Genomic DNA, 12,577 nt, shown 5'->3' with positions numbered 1-12,577 from the left:
GTCAGGGCCTCTCGGTGTCGGCGCGCGTCATGGCGGCGAGATGCATTTCGTCGACCGTGGCCGAGTTGGGGGTGTAGTCGACCGAGGACGCCTTGGCGAGCACCCCGTTCATGTGCGCGATGTAGGCCATCTGCATGATGTCTTTCGGTTCGTCGGCGAACACCTGCGCGTACGCGTCCTGCCGTTCCTCGCCGGTCAGTGCGCCGGCTGCAGCGATCTCCCGGTCGAATTCCGCTGTGCCGTATGCACTCTGGAAACCGTCGCTGGTGAAGTACTGGTCGACGGTGAACGCGGAGTCGCCGGCCTGGTTGCCGTGCTGAATCACCAGCAGATACGGCCCGACGTCCGGGAACGGACGCTCCTGATACTCGGCAGTGCCCGCGGCATCCATCATTTCGATCTTCACGTTCATACCGATCTTGGACAGCGAGTTCTGGATCACCTCCACCGTCTCGTTGATCTTCGGGAACTGCCCGGTGCGTCCGATCAGGCGGATCTCGGTATCGACGGGTACGCCGTCGGCGCGGGCCTCGTCGATCAATGCACGCGCCTCGTCCATGTCGTACGGCCACGGGGTCAACCCTTCGTCGAATCCCACGACACCCTCGGAAATCAGTTGAGCTGCAGGCGAGCCGAGTCCGCGGAAGAGTGCCTTGACGATGCCGTCACGATTGATCGCGTAGTTGATCGCCTGCCGCACCCGCATGTCGTCCAGCGGCGGCTGCGCGGCCTGGATGCGGAGCGCCGTGGTCTCGTTGTTGGGGTATGCGACGCCCAGGTCGCCGGCCCCGTCCTCCGGGCCGACCGACGTCGCGATCTCGGCCTCACCGTTGGTCACCATAGATGCGCGGACGCTTCCCTCGCTGCGCCACTGGTATTCGGCCCTGGCGTATTCGGGCTCCGGACCCCAATAGGTCTCGTTGCGCACGAGCGAGAGCTTCTGGCCGTAGTCCCAGCGCTCGATCGCGAACGGTCCCGTTCCGATCGGTTCACGCACGCGCTCGGTGTAACTGACTGTGCGCGGAACCATCTCCACGAACGAGAGGCGAAGCGGCAGGATGGGGTCGGGTTCGGGGGACTCGACCGTCAATGTCAGAGGATCGACGGCTTTCACCACCAGGTTCGCGTCGCCGAACACGTAACCCTCGACATTGCAGCCCAGTTCCGAGTTGACCGTGCGGTCGATGGAGAACGCAGCGTCCTCGGCCTCGAAGGGGCTGCCGTCGCTGAACGTCACACCGGGATGGATCGCGAACGTCCATTCGGTGTCGGAGGTCTGCTCCCACGAGTCGGCGAGTTTGGGTTCGAGATCGCCGGTGCTCGGGTTGCGCTCCATGAGTGGCTCGGTGATGTTCGAGCGGGTGACGACCCCGACCGACGTGAGCGAGACATCGCAGGCCTCGAGGGTCGGCGGTTCCTGCGGCAGAACGATGCGAAGAGTATCTGCGCGGGTGGCTCCGCCGTTGTTGGAGTTGGCGACTGTACAGCCGCTCGCGATCAGTGAAAGTGACAGTGCGCCAACGGCTAGTGCGGCGACGCGATGGTTCCGTCCCTGCTGCACGAAGAGTGCAGGGCTCATGGTGGCCTCCAGTGGGAAAAGGATCCGCGTCTGCATGCCGCAGCCGAATCTGTGACGGTAGACACACGGTAGGAGCGCGTGATCTGCGACGTCAACCGGGCGAAATCGGCTTTTCGAGCAGTTTCGTGGGTCACATCGGGTCCTTGGTTGGGGCTTGGGTCACAGTAGTGGGGTACTGACCAGGCTCGATGCCGGACGGGATGGCCGACGCGGCATCGCCAATGCGTCGTTCATGCCGTTTGGGTATCGGTCCATGTTATTTCCGTGTTGGACAGGTATTCGAGAAGCGGAATACCGTACAGGAAACGCGCACGCTCCACCATCTCGCGAGGAGAACAATGGTCACCGTCAGCTCAGAGAGACCGTCTGTGTCGCAGCAGGATTCGCGCCGGAACGGTCGGGTGCTCCGAGTGGGACCGCTCAAGCCGTCGTTGATGGACACTCTGGTCGCCGAGTACGACGCGCTGGTTCTCCCCGAGGGGGACGAGCGCGAGGACTTCCTGGCCGCACACGGCAGTTCGATCACCGCGGTGGTCACCTCCGGCCGGACCGGCGTCGATGCTGCGCTGATGGACCGGTTGCCGCAGCTCGGGGCTGTCGTCAACTTCGGCGTCGGCTACGACACCACCGACATCGACGCAGCAGCCGCCCGAGACATCGCCGTCAGCAACACCCCGGACGTGCTGACCGACTGCGTGGCAGACCTCGCCGTCGGCCTGGTGATCGACACCATGCGCGGGCTCTCGTCCGCCGAGCGGTTCGTGCGCACCGGCCGCTGGCCCGCCGAGGGCAACACACCGCTGACGCGCCAAGTCACCGGAAAGCGCGTCGGAATCATCGGGCTCGGGCGTATCGGCTCGGCAATTGCGGATCGACTCAACGGCTTTCGCTGTGAGATCTCGTACCACAATCGCAACGAGATCGTCGGTTCGCCCTACGTCTACGCTGCCGGCCCGGCAGCGCTCGCCGAGAACGTCGACGTGCTGATCATCGCCGCGTCCGGCGGATCAGGAACTGCACATCTGGTCGATCGCGCGGTACTCGAAGCGCTGGGGCCGCAGGGATATCTGATCAATGTGGCCCGCGGAAGCGTCGTCGACGAGGAGGCGCTGATCGAGTTGCTTGCCGGAGGGAAGCTGGCCGGTGCCGGCCTGGACGTCTTCGCCCACGAACCGAACGTGCCCGACGCCCTGCTGGTGATGGACAACGTGGTGCTGCTGCCGCACGTGGGGAGCGCAACGGTGGAGACCCGCGCCGCGATGGAAGCGCTCACGCTCGAGAACCTCGATCGCTTCCTGAACGACGGCACCCTCGTCACCCCGGTGACGCGATGACCGTCGTCGTCGGCTACTCGCCGACCGTCGAAGGAAAAGGCGCGCTGCCCTTCGCATTTCGCGAGGCTCTCATGCGCGGGACGGACTTGCTCATCGTGGCCGAGGACAACAGCGCAGCCGACGCCGACTTCGCTGCCACCGTCGAATCGGCTCGCGAGGAGGCGTCGGCGCTCGGTGTGACGACGAAGATTCACGACAACGAAGCGGGCCGCTCGCATGCCGACAATCTGATCGACCTCTCGTTCGACGAGCACGCTCAGCTTGTCGTCATCGGCATCCGGCGTCGATCACCCGTCGGAAAGTTGTTCATGGGCAGCGTCTCTCAGCGTGTACTACTCGAGGCCCACTGCCCGGTGACGGCCGTCAAGCCGCCGGTGGGGTTGCCGCGCTGAGTGCGCTTCATCGGCGGGTCCTGCCGTGTCGAATCAACACGGCGATGCCCAGTCCGATCAGGGTCAAGATCAGTGGTGCGACTATCGCCATGTTCGAGCCGATCGCAGTGAACAGGACGAACGCTGCGAGAGCTGCGAGGAAGTACACAGCAGCGAAACGTGGTGTCCAGAAAACGGTGGTCACGCGATCCCCCTGGGTCGAAGCCGGATGCGGCAGCGCCGATGATCTTCCCGGCGCGCTGGTAAATCATAAGGAAAAGTAACGACTGTCCGCAATCCTCACGGAGACGGGTCCCCTGTCGCGCTCGGTGGATACGCTGAACCGGGTCGAAGATCGGGCGGTGCGACGCGTTGCTCACGGCCATCACATCAACAGGTGACACGGGGAGACGAGATGCTGGGTGACCTCGAAGTATCGCGCGGGTATCAGCAGAACGCGGCGTACTGGGAGCGCATCGTTCGGCAACGGCTCGACAAGTTTCAGACGGAGGTCACCGACGTTGCCTTGCTGGATCTGATCGGTGACCCCGAAAGCGTCTGCGTACTCGACGCGGGTTGTGGCGAGGGGTATTTCACTCGTGAACTCATCGCACGCGGGGCTGCGCACGTGCATGGCGTCGATACCTGCGCCGAGCTGATCGTCGCAGCTCGCGAGCACCCCGAGAGCGGAGACCGCCGCGCGGAATATCATCGCGCCGATGTGGCCGACCTACCGTTGCCGGACTCGAGTGTCGACGTCGTCGTCGCGAATCGTCTTCCGCACGGGATAGCCGACCCCGCAAAAAGATTCGTCGAGTTTCGTCGAGTCCTTCAGCCCGCTGGGCGGTTGATCGTGTTGTCCATGCATCCCTGCTTCTACGCCGCCCGCACAGATCGAGAGGGAATCGGCTTCGCGTCCACGATCGACGACTACTTCGGTGTCAGAACGGTCCAGCAGCGTTTCGACGTTGCGGGTCTGACGTCGCCTGCAGAGTCCTTTCAGCAGTTCTATTCGTTGGAAGAGCACATCGGGATGATCACCGCAGCAGGGTTCGTCATCACGAACCTGCGAGAGCCTCGCCCGTCTGCTGAGCAACGACAATCCGACGAGTTCTGGGCAACCAATTTCACCCGCCCACTCTTCATGCTGCTCGAATGCACGCCGATGGCTGCCAGATGAGGGTCGTGCGGTTCCGTAACCCACGGCGGTTGTCGGACCATCGATCACGCAAACGGGGACCTCACACCGCTGTTACCGACTGCGCGCCCCCGCTATGACGTGATCGGGGGCGCGCAGTCGGTAAAAAGGGCGCTCACTTGCGGTTTCGGGCACAGCTCGATCAGCTGCGCGTCACGACCACTCACGCGTCGGAAGCACATCGGTCATGAAGCGGTGCAGTGCCGGGTTGTCGTTGTCCACGCGCCAGGCGGCGTCGAGTTCGACGGGACGCTCCTTCACGGTCCGAACCGGCCGGAACGCAACACCTTCCGGCCGCATGGTCGATGCCGACTCCGGCACCAATGCCAATCCGATGCCGGAGCGAACGAGCACCAGCATCGTGTGCACCTGGGTCACGTACTGCACGTAGCGCGGAGAAACCCCGACGATGGTGAAGGTGCTGATCAGCAGCTCGTGGAAGTACCGAGCATCGACGGGTGAATACATGATGATCGGCTGCTCGTCGAAGTCCTCCACCGACAGTTCGTCTTTCTCGGCCAGAGGGTGATGCTCGGGCATTGCTGCGATCAACGACTCGTGCAGCACCGGCCGGGACGCGATGCCCGGTCGCTTGAGTGGTGGCCTGGCCAACCCGAGATCCAGATCGCCGACGGCCAACGATTCCATCTGTACGGCCGAGACCATCTCGCGCAGAACGAGTTTCACATCCGGGAGCTTCGCGCGTGCGGCATCGAGCAACTGCGGCAGCACCGCATGGGCCGATGCGCCGGTGAATCCGACGACCACGGTCCCCAGGTCGCCGGTGGGGACGCGTCGTACCGTCAGCAATGCGCCCTCGGCGAGATCGAGGATGCGTCGAGCCTCGGGAAGGAAGGCCAGGCCCGCGGCCGTCAGCGTGACCGATCGACTCGTGCGGTCGATCAGCTGTACGCCGACCTCGCTTTCGAGCTGTTGTATCTGTCTGCTCAAGGGCGGCTGGGTCATGTGCAGCCTCTCGGCAGCGCGGCCGAAGTGCAACTCCTCGGCGACGGCGATGAAGCAGGAGAGCCTGTTGAGCGAGAACATCGATTCATTCCTTGCATCGCGCGGGGAGTTTCGGCGTGCCTTTGCGTATAAAACTAGCGTACGAGCCCGATCCCGACGATTTGGTAACCTTCCCTCCGGTAAGAGTAGAGTTCCCGCGCAGCACCCCCTTGCACCCATCGAATGGAGCCGTCGTGTCTCGAGCTGCCCAGGTGCCTGCCACCTCCATCGAAGACGTCTCGGTGCTCGGTGCGCTGCGCTCACCGAAGCGACTCAAGACCGAAGTGCTCGCAGGCCTGGTCGTGGCACTGGCGCTCATTCCGGAAGCCATTTCGTTCTCGATCATCGCCGGGGTGGATCCGCGAGTCGGGCTGTTCGCGTCGTTCACGATGGCGGTCACGATCTCCATCGTCGGTGGCCGTCCCGCGATGATCTCCGCTGCGACCGGAGCCATTGCGCTGGTGGTAGCCCCGTTGGCGAGGGATTACGGCCTCGACTACCTCATCGCAGCGGTGATCCTCGGCGGAATTCTGCAGGTCCTGCTCAGCGTTCTCGGCGTCGCCAAGCTGATGCGCTTCATACCGCGCAGCGTCATGGTCGGGTTCGTCAACGCGCTGGCGATTCTGATCTTCTCCTCGCAGATCCCGTACCTGATCGGTGTGCCCTGGTTGGTCTACCCGATGGTCGCCGTGGGCCTGGCCATCATGTTCTTCCTACCCAAGCTCACCACCATCGTGCCGGCACCACTGATCGCGATCGTGATACTGACCGGCGTCACACTCGTCTTCGCGCTGGCCGTGCCCGACGTCGGCGACGAAGGTGAACTGCCGTCCTCGCTGCCGTCGTTCCTGATCCCGGATGTGCCGTTCACCTTCGACACGTTGTCGATCGTCGCGCCGTTCGCGTTGGCCATTGCGCTGGTCGGTCTACTCGAATCACTGATGACGGCCAAGCTCGTCGACGACATCACCGATTCGCATTCCAACAAGACCCGCGAGGGCTGGGGCCAGGGTGTGGCCAACCTTGTCACCGGGTTCACCGGCGGCATGGGCGGTTGCGCGATGATCGGTCAGACCATGATCAACGTCAAGGTCTCCGGTGCGCGCACTCGGATCTCGACGTTCCTCGCCGGCGTCTTCCTGCTGATTCTGGTGGTCGGTCTCGGCGACATCGTCGCGCTGATTCCGATGGCCGCGCTCGTCGCCGTCATGATCATGGTCTCGATCGGAACCTTCGACTGGCACAGCATCAACCCGAAGACGTTGCGGCGCATGCCCAAGAGCGAAACCCTCGTGATGGTCTCGACCGTGGCAGTCACCGTGATCACCCACAACCTTGCATACGGCGTGCTCGTCGGAGTGATCACCGCGATGGTGCTGTTCGCCAGGCGGGTTGCGCACCTGACCGAGGTGATCGATGTGGCTCATCCCGACGAGGACACCCGCGTCTACGCGGTGAAGGGCGAGCTGTTCTTCGCGTCGAGCAACGACCTGATCTATCAGTTCGACTACGTGGGCGATCCGAAGAACGTCGTCATCGACATGTCGGAGTCGCACATCTGGGACGCATCGACCGTTGCGACGCTGGACGCCATCACCACCAAGTACGCCGCGAAGGGCAAGACAGTGGAGATCGTGGGTCTGAATGCGCCGTCCATCGAACGGCACGATCGGCTCAGCGGAAACCTGGGTGCCGATCACTGACTAGGGTGGACGCTCGAGCGAAGAGAGGTGGCACATGACGGACGACGACATGCACATGCAGATCGGCCAGGTAGCTCAGCGAACCGAGCTGTCGATTCGCACGGTTCGTCACTACGACGACGTCGGTCTGGTCACGCCCTCTGCTCGGACCGTCGGGGGCTTCCGGCTCTACACCGAGACCGACGTCGAACGCCTGCTCGTCATTCGCCGGATGAAGCCACTCGACTTCACGTTGGCCGAAATGAAACAGCTACTGGAATCTCTCGACGTTCTCGGAGACGAGAACGCGACCGACGACGCCAGGTCGTCGGCCGCGGCCTTCGTTCGTGAATGTCACACCAAGGCCGAGGACAGCTGCCGCACGTTGCGGCGGCAGCTCGCCTACGCAGAGGAGCTCACCGAGGTGTTGTCGACTCGCGGAGCAGTAGCCCGGAGCGAGTAGGTTCGGCTCTAGCGGCCGAAGCTACTGCATCCGGGTTGAACCGGAATTCCCGCGAGGCGGTCGTCCAACCACGCGAACGCACCGGGAGCTCCGCTGCCGGCAACGATGCTGTGCTCACCCAGGTATTCCTCGAGGCGGACGTCGGCTCCGCGTGAACACCACTTGTCGAACACGGCCTCGGGACCTTCCTTCGGAATCCAGAACTCCTGCTGTCCGTGATACAGGAACACCGGTGCCGTCGGGGTTCCGCTGTCTCCCAATCGATTCTGATCAGCAACCGCGAGCGCCAGCGGCGAATTGAACGCATCGGGAGTGATGGACAGTGACTCGATGCGGATCGGAGCAACGACTCCGAACGGTGCAATCCCGATGATGCACAGGTCCTTCGACGCCTGTGCGAGCCGCCACCCGTCGTCGTTGTAGAGCGACAGCATCTCCGGGTACTCGCGCGCAACGCCCATCGCTGCCGCGAGGAACACCGCCGACGCTGCGTTGCCGTTCATGGACTGACGTAGCAGCGCGAAGTCGGTGGGCGTTCCGCCGAACGCTGCGCCGACGATGTTCAGTTCGGGGGCGTAGGCCGGAGCCTCCTGCACGGCCCAGCCCGATGCGATCGCCCCGCCCGAGTAGCCCGTAATGCCCAGGGGCGCAGTCGGATCGAGGCCGATCGCGGCGGTCGTGACCGCGCCGCGCAGACCGTCGAGTACGGCGTGCGCTGCCATCGGTCCGACGGCGTACGCATGGCGGGGCCCCTGATGGTCGGTGACGACGACGGCGTAGCCCCGCGCCAGAAGCAGCTGCACGGGTGCCATTTCCGGAGCGATGCCGCGTTGCATGGTCCACGATGGCTCACACGTGGCGCCGAGCGAATCGATGGCCATGTTGTATGCAACAACAGGGCGCGGACCGGGCGAGGTCCAGGGCGCGGTCGGGACGATGACGCTGGTGACGATGGCAGCGGGGCGGTCCTTAGCGTCGGTCGAGGCAACCAGCAGTTGGGTGGTGGTGACCGGGGTGACAAGTGGTCCGACGGTGACGCTGCGGGTCCGTAGAACTGTTCCGGGAGCGGCTGTTTCGTATCCGGGCGGCGGAACGACCCACGGATCGTCGAGCGGTGTCGCGGCGATCGATTCGGCGGTGCGCGGCGGATTCTGGAAATCGCCGAGTGGATCGGCACCCGCCGACCATTGCCCGCCCGACACCACCAGTGAAACCGCAGCGACCACCGCCGCACACCGACGGCCGAACTTCACGTACTTCCCCATCGAGACCCCCGGTCGAAGTTCCGGATCGTTACCGGAGCTTTCCAAACGACTCTAGGGGCCGGAACCATTTACAGGGGCCGAACGCAAAATTTGCTCGGATCGGGCGGGGACTGGCGACCCGGTACGACAAGCTGGCCTTGGCGTACCGGGCAGGAGCCGTTCTGCGCGCGGCTTTCGTGTGGTCACCCACCTCACCACTGAGAAGACGTGCTCAGCCGTCCACGACCACCGGGACGATGAGGGGCTGACGGCCCAGGGTCTGCTTGGCCCACCGGGCCGATTCCTGCACGATGCGCTTCTCGATGTTCTCCCGGGAGGCGACCTTCACGTCGCTCTCGCGCGTGAGGGTCTTGCCGATCGCCTTGGCCAGTGAGTCGAAAGCGTTGGCCTCGTGGGCGAATCCGCGTCCGATGAAGTCGACGTCGTCGACGAGCAGACCGGTGTCGGGGTCCACGATCGCGATGACGGTCAGGACGCCCTCGTTGGCGAGCAGGCGTCGATCGGCCAGCGAATCCTCGGTCACACCACCGACGGAACTGCCGTCGACGTAGATCAGCTCGATGGGGACGGAGCCGGTGATTTGCGCGACGCCGTCGAACAGGTCGATGACGCTTCCGTTCTCGGCGATCAACACGCGATCGCGGGGAACGCCGGTCCTGATCGCGAGATCGGCATTGGCGCGCAGGTGTCGCGACTCACCGTGTACGGGAAGCACATTCGCGGGTTCGAGGATGTTGTAGCAGTAGACCAACTCGCCTGCGCTGGCGTGGCCCGAGACGTGCACCTTCGCATTCCCCTTGTGCACCACGCGTGCACCCTTGTCGACGAGGCCGTTGATGACGCGGTAGATCGCATTCTCGTTTCCGGGAATCAGGCTGCTGGCCATCAGTACGGTGTCGCCGTCACCCACCTTGATCTGATGCTCACCCGACGCCATGCGAGACAGTGCGGCCAGCGGCTCGCCCTGAGATCCGGTGCAGATCAACGTGATCTTGTTCGCCGGAAGACGATTGAGCTTCGGGAGATCGACCACGAGCCCGTCGGGTACGTCGAGGTAGTTCAGATCGGTGGCAATTTTCATGTTGCGCACCATCGATCGGCCCACGAAAGCGACCTTGCGGCCTTGCGCATGCGCGGCGTCGAGGACCTGCTGAATGCGGTGTACGTGACTGGCGAAGCTCGAGACGATCACGCGTCCCGACGTTTCGCGGAATACCTTCTCGATGGCCGGGACCAGATCTCGTTCGGAGACCATGAACCCCGGAACCTCGGCGTTGGTCGAGTCGACCAGGAGTAGATCGAGCCCTTCCTCGCCGAGGCGTGCGAAGCTGCGGAGGTCGGTGATCCGACCATCGAGCGGGAACTGGTCCATCTTGAAATCGCCGGTGTGCAGCACCAGCCCGGCGTCGGTGCGAATGGCGATGGCCAGACCGTCGGGAATCGAGTGGTTGACGGCAATGAACTCGAGCTCGAACGGGCCTTCCTGACGGGTTTGCCCCGCCTCGACCTCGATCAGCTTTGTCGAGACCTTGAACTCCTCGAACTTGGCAGCCAGGAAGTGCAGTGTCAGCCGCGACGAGATGACGGGAATGTCGCCGCGTTCGCGCAGCAGATAGGGGACACCGCCGATGTGGTCTTCGTGTCCGTGGGTGAGGACGATCGCGACGACGTCGTCGAGACGATCTCGGATGCAACTCCAGTCGGGGAGGATGACGTCGACACCGGGCTGATGTTCCTCGGGGAAGAGTACGCCGCAGTCGACGATGAGCAGTTTTCCGTCGAACTCGAAGACGGTCATGTTCCGGCCGATCTCGCCGAGACCGCCGGTCGCGATCACGCGAAGGTGCCCTGCCGAAAGCGCGGAAGAGGATCGCTTTCTCGGTGCGGCGGGGGATCTGCGGTTGCGTGGTGATCTCGACATGCCTCTTACGCTACGGGGGGCCTCCGACCTGGTGTCGACCCCGGTCCGAAGACTGTTGATTTGCGTCAACTCTACTATTGCGTAAGAGTAGGGATCAGTTTCCTGACCGTTCCTCCCCCGCCGATGTGTGCGGGACGCGTGAGATGCCCATCGGGCTCCACGACAAAAGCCTTCGGGCGCAGCGATGCGTCCACCCCATGGATGAGAGCGGCCATTCGTCGGCACGTGCGGTCCATCGATCACGAATGGAGAGACATGAGCGACTCCGCCGAACGGATTCCGACCGTCATGAGTGCCCTGCGGTCCCCGCGAATGCTGAAGACCGAGGTGCTGGCAAGCCTCGTCGTGGCCCTGGCACTGATTCCCGAGGCCATCGCCTTCTCGATCATTGCCGGCGTCGATCCGCGAGTGGGCCTGTTCGCGTCCTTCACCATGGCCGTGTCGATCGCGTTCCTCGGTGGTCGTCCCGCGATGATTTCGGCCGCTACCGGCGCTATTGCCCTGGTCATCGCCCCGGTCGCAAAGCAGTACGGTCTCGACTACTTCATCGCCACCGTCATCCTCGCCGGCGTCTTCCAAGTGATTTTCGGGGTCCTCGGGGTTGCCAAGTTGATGCGCTTCATCCCGCGTAGCGTCATGGTCGGCTTCGTCAACGCGCTCGCCATTCTCATCTTCACCTCTCAGTTTCCTGCGTTGATAGGTGTGCCGTGGCTGGTCTACCCGCTGGTGGCCGTCGGTCTGCTGATCATGTTCCTGCTGCCGAGGATCACGTCGGTCGTGCCCGCACCGCTCGTCGCCATCGTGCTGCTGACCGTTGCCACAGTGGTCTTCACGCTGAACGTCCCCGACGTCGGCGATGAGGGCGAACTGCCGTCGAGCCTGCCCGCGCTGCTGATCCCCGACGTCCCGCTGAACCTCGAGACGCTGAGCATCATCGCTCCGTACGCCCTCGCCATGGCCATCGTCGGACTGCTCGAATCGCTGCTGACGGCAAAACTCGTCGACGACGTCACCGACACTCACTCGAACAAGACCCGGGAGAGTTGGGGCCAGGGCGCAGCGAACGTCATCACCGGCTTCTTCGGTGGCATGGGTGGGTGCGCGATGGTCGGCCAGACGATGATCAACGTCAAGGCCTCGGGTGCCCGGACTCGCATTTCCACGTTCCTGGCCGGGGTGTTCCTGTTGATACTCGTGGTCGGACTGGGCGACGTCGTGGCACTGATCCCGATGGCCGCACTTGCCGCCGTGATGATCATGGTTGCGATCGGCACGATGGATTGGCACAGCATCAGCCCGAAGACGTTGCGGCGCATGCCCAAGAGCGAAACAGCAGTCATGGTGGCAACCGTGGTCGTCACCGTCGCCACCCACAACCTCGCGTACGGCGTCGTCGTCGGCGTCGTCACCGCGATGGTGCTGTTCGCTCGGCGGGTGGCGCACCTGACCGAGGTCATCGACGTAGCGCATCCGAACGAGGGCACTCGCATCTACGCAGTGAAGGGGGAGTTGTTCTTCGCGTCGAGCAACGATCTGGTCTATCGGTTCGACTACGCGGGAGATCCGAAGAACATCGTCATCGACCTCAGCGGTGCCCATGTCTGGGATGCGTCCACGGTCGCCACGCTCGATGCCATCACCACGAAGTACGAGGCGAAGGGCAAGCGGGCAGTGATCGTCGGTCTCGACGCGGCCTCTGCGGAGCGGCATGTTCGGCTGACCGGGCAGCTTTCGGGCGGTCATTGACCAGCGCTCGCCG

Annotated in this window: 11 protein-coding genes; 6 read left to right on the top strand and 5 right to left on the bottom strand. The window is 63.8% G+C overall.

Annotated features, from left to right (window positions below):
- Position 1: 1 nt before the first annotated feature.
- The gene (locus AYK61_RS14810; protein ID WP_121872768.1) at positions 2–1,579 is read right to left on the bottom strand and encodes an ABC transporter substrate-binding protein; all 1,578 of its coding nucleotides are present in this window, start codon (positions 1,577–1,579) and stop codon (positions 2–4) included.
- A gap of 338 nt (positions 1,580–1,917) precedes the next feature.
- Here AYK61_RS14810 and AYK61_RS14805 point away from each other — a divergent pair, with 338 nt between their 5' ends.
- Positions 1,918–2,913 (top strand): 2-hydroxyacid dehydrogenase, encoded by a 996-nt coding sequence (locus tag AYK61_RS14805; RefSeq protein ID WP_183130289.1) that lies wholly within the window; start codon positions 1,918–1,920, stop codon positions 2,911–2,913.
- Positions 2,910–3,305, top strand: a complete 396-nt coding sequence (locus AYK61_RS14800) for a universal stress protein (protein WP_121871335.1) — start codon at positions 2,910–2,912, stop codon at positions 3,303–3,305. Before AYK61_RS14805 ends, AYK61_RS14800 begins: the two co-directional genes overlap by 4 nt.
- Before the next feature lie 7 nt (positions 3,306–3,312).
- On the opposite strand, the gene AYK61_RS27335 is transcribed toward AYK61_RS14800, so the two are convergent.
- A complete protein-coding gene (locus tag AYK61_RS27335) occupies positions 3,313–3,489 on the bottom strand; it encodes a hypothetical protein (RefSeq protein WP_179272143.1) in 177 nt (58 codons plus the stop codon).
- A 192-nt stretch (positions 3,490–3,681) separates the two neighbouring features.
- Between AYK61_RS27335 and AYK61_RS14795 the strand changes: the two genes are divergently transcribed.
- Positions 3,682–4,464, top strand: a complete 783-nt coding sequence (locus AYK61_RS14795) for a class I SAM-dependent methyltransferase (RefSeq protein WP_147458336.1) — start codon at positions 3,682–3,684, stop codon at positions 4,462–4,464.
- Between the two features lie 171 nt (positions 4,465–4,635).
- Here the strand turns inward: AYK61_RS14795 and AYK61_RS14790 are convergent, their stop codons facing one another.
- Positions 4,636–5,529, bottom strand: a complete 894-nt coding sequence (locus AYK61_RS14790; RefSeq protein WP_121871333.1) for a LysR substrate-binding domain-containing protein — start codon at positions 5,527–5,529, stop codon at positions 4,636–4,638.
- Between the two features lie 152 nt (positions 5,530–5,681).
- Here AYK61_RS14790 and AYK61_RS14785 point away from each other — a divergent pair, with 152 nt between their 5' ends.
- Both AYK61_RS14785 and AYK61_RS14780 read left to right on the top strand, forming a co-directional pair.
- Positions 5,682–7,190 carry a SulP family inorganic anion transporter gene (locus AYK61_RS14785; protein WP_310886830.1) on the top strand — a complete coding sequence of 503 codons (1,509 nt, stop codon included), beginning with the start codon at positions 5,682–5,684 and terminating at the stop codon, positions 7,188–7,190.
- A gap of 34 nt (positions 7,191–7,224) precedes the next feature.
- A complete protein-coding gene (locus AYK61_RS14780) occupies positions 7,225–7,632 on the top strand; it encodes a MerR family transcriptional regulator (protein WP_121871331.1) in 408 nt (135 codons plus the stop codon).
- Positions 7,633–7,640: 8 nt separating this feature from the next.
- On the opposite strand, the gene AYK61_RS14775 is transcribed toward AYK61_RS14780, so the two are convergent.
- The gene (locus AYK61_RS14775) at positions 7,641–8,897 is read right to left on the bottom strand and encodes a lipase family protein (RefSeq protein ID WP_121871330.1); all 1,257 of its coding nucleotides are present in this window, start codon (positions 8,895–8,897) and stop codon (positions 7,641–7,643) included.
- A 211-nt stretch (positions 8,898–9,108) separates the two neighbouring features.
- Positions 9,109–10,734 (bottom strand): ribonuclease J, encoded by a 1,626-nt coding sequence (locus tag AYK61_RS14770; RefSeq protein WP_121871329.1) that lies wholly within the window; start codon positions 10,732–10,734, stop codon positions 9,109–9,111.
- Positions 10,735–11,073: 339 nt separating this feature from the next.
- Between AYK61_RS14770 and AYK61_RS14765 the strand changes: the two genes are divergently transcribed.
- A complete protein-coding gene (locus tag AYK61_RS14765) occupies positions 11,074–12,564 on the top strand; it encodes a SulP family inorganic anion transporter (RefSeq protein WP_121871328.1) in 1,491 nt (496 codons plus the stop codon).
- Positions 12,565–12,577: the final 13 nt, after the last annotated feature.

It is taken from the genome of Rhodococcus sp. SBT000017, assembly GCF_003688915.1.
Classification (GTDB): domain Bacteria; phylum Actinomycetota; class Actinomycetes; order Mycobacteriales; family Mycobacteriaceae; genus Rhodococcoides.
This window is presented reverse-complemented; position numbering and strand designations above follow the sequence as displayed.

What these genes read in the sequence shown, in the direction of transcription:
- AYK61_RS14780 (WP_121871331.1), top strand. Translation starts at nt 7,225, where the DNA reads ATGACGGACGACGACATGCACATGCAGATCGGCCAGGTAGCTCAGCGA.
- AYK61_RS14765 (WP_121871328.1), top strand. Translation starts at nt 11,074, where the DNA reads ATGAGCGACTCCGCCGAACGGATTCCGACCGTCATGAGTGCCCTGCGG.
- AYK61_RS14775 (WP_121871330.1), bottom strand. Translation starts at nt 8,897, where the DNA reads ATGGGGAAGTACGTGAAGTTCGGCCGTCGGTGTGCGGCGGTGGTCGCT.
- AYK61_RS14810 (WP_121872768.1), bottom strand. Translation starts at nt 1,579, where the DNA reads ATGAGCCCTGCACTCTTCGTGCAGCAGGGACGGAACCATCGCGTCGCC.
- AYK61_RS14805 (WP_183130289.1), top strand. Translation starts at nt 1,918, where the DNA reads ATGGTCACCGTCAGCTCAGAGAGACCGTCTGTGTCGCAGCAGGATTCG.
- AYK61_RS14800 (WP_121871335.1), top strand. Translation starts at nt 2,910, where the DNA reads ATGACCGTCGTCGTCGGCTACTCGCCGACCGTCGAAGGAAAAGGCGCG.
- AYK61_RS14790 (WP_121871333.1), bottom strand. Translation starts at nt 5,529, where the DNA reads ATGTTCTCGCTCAACAGGCTCTCCTGCTTCATCGCCGTCGCCGAGGAG.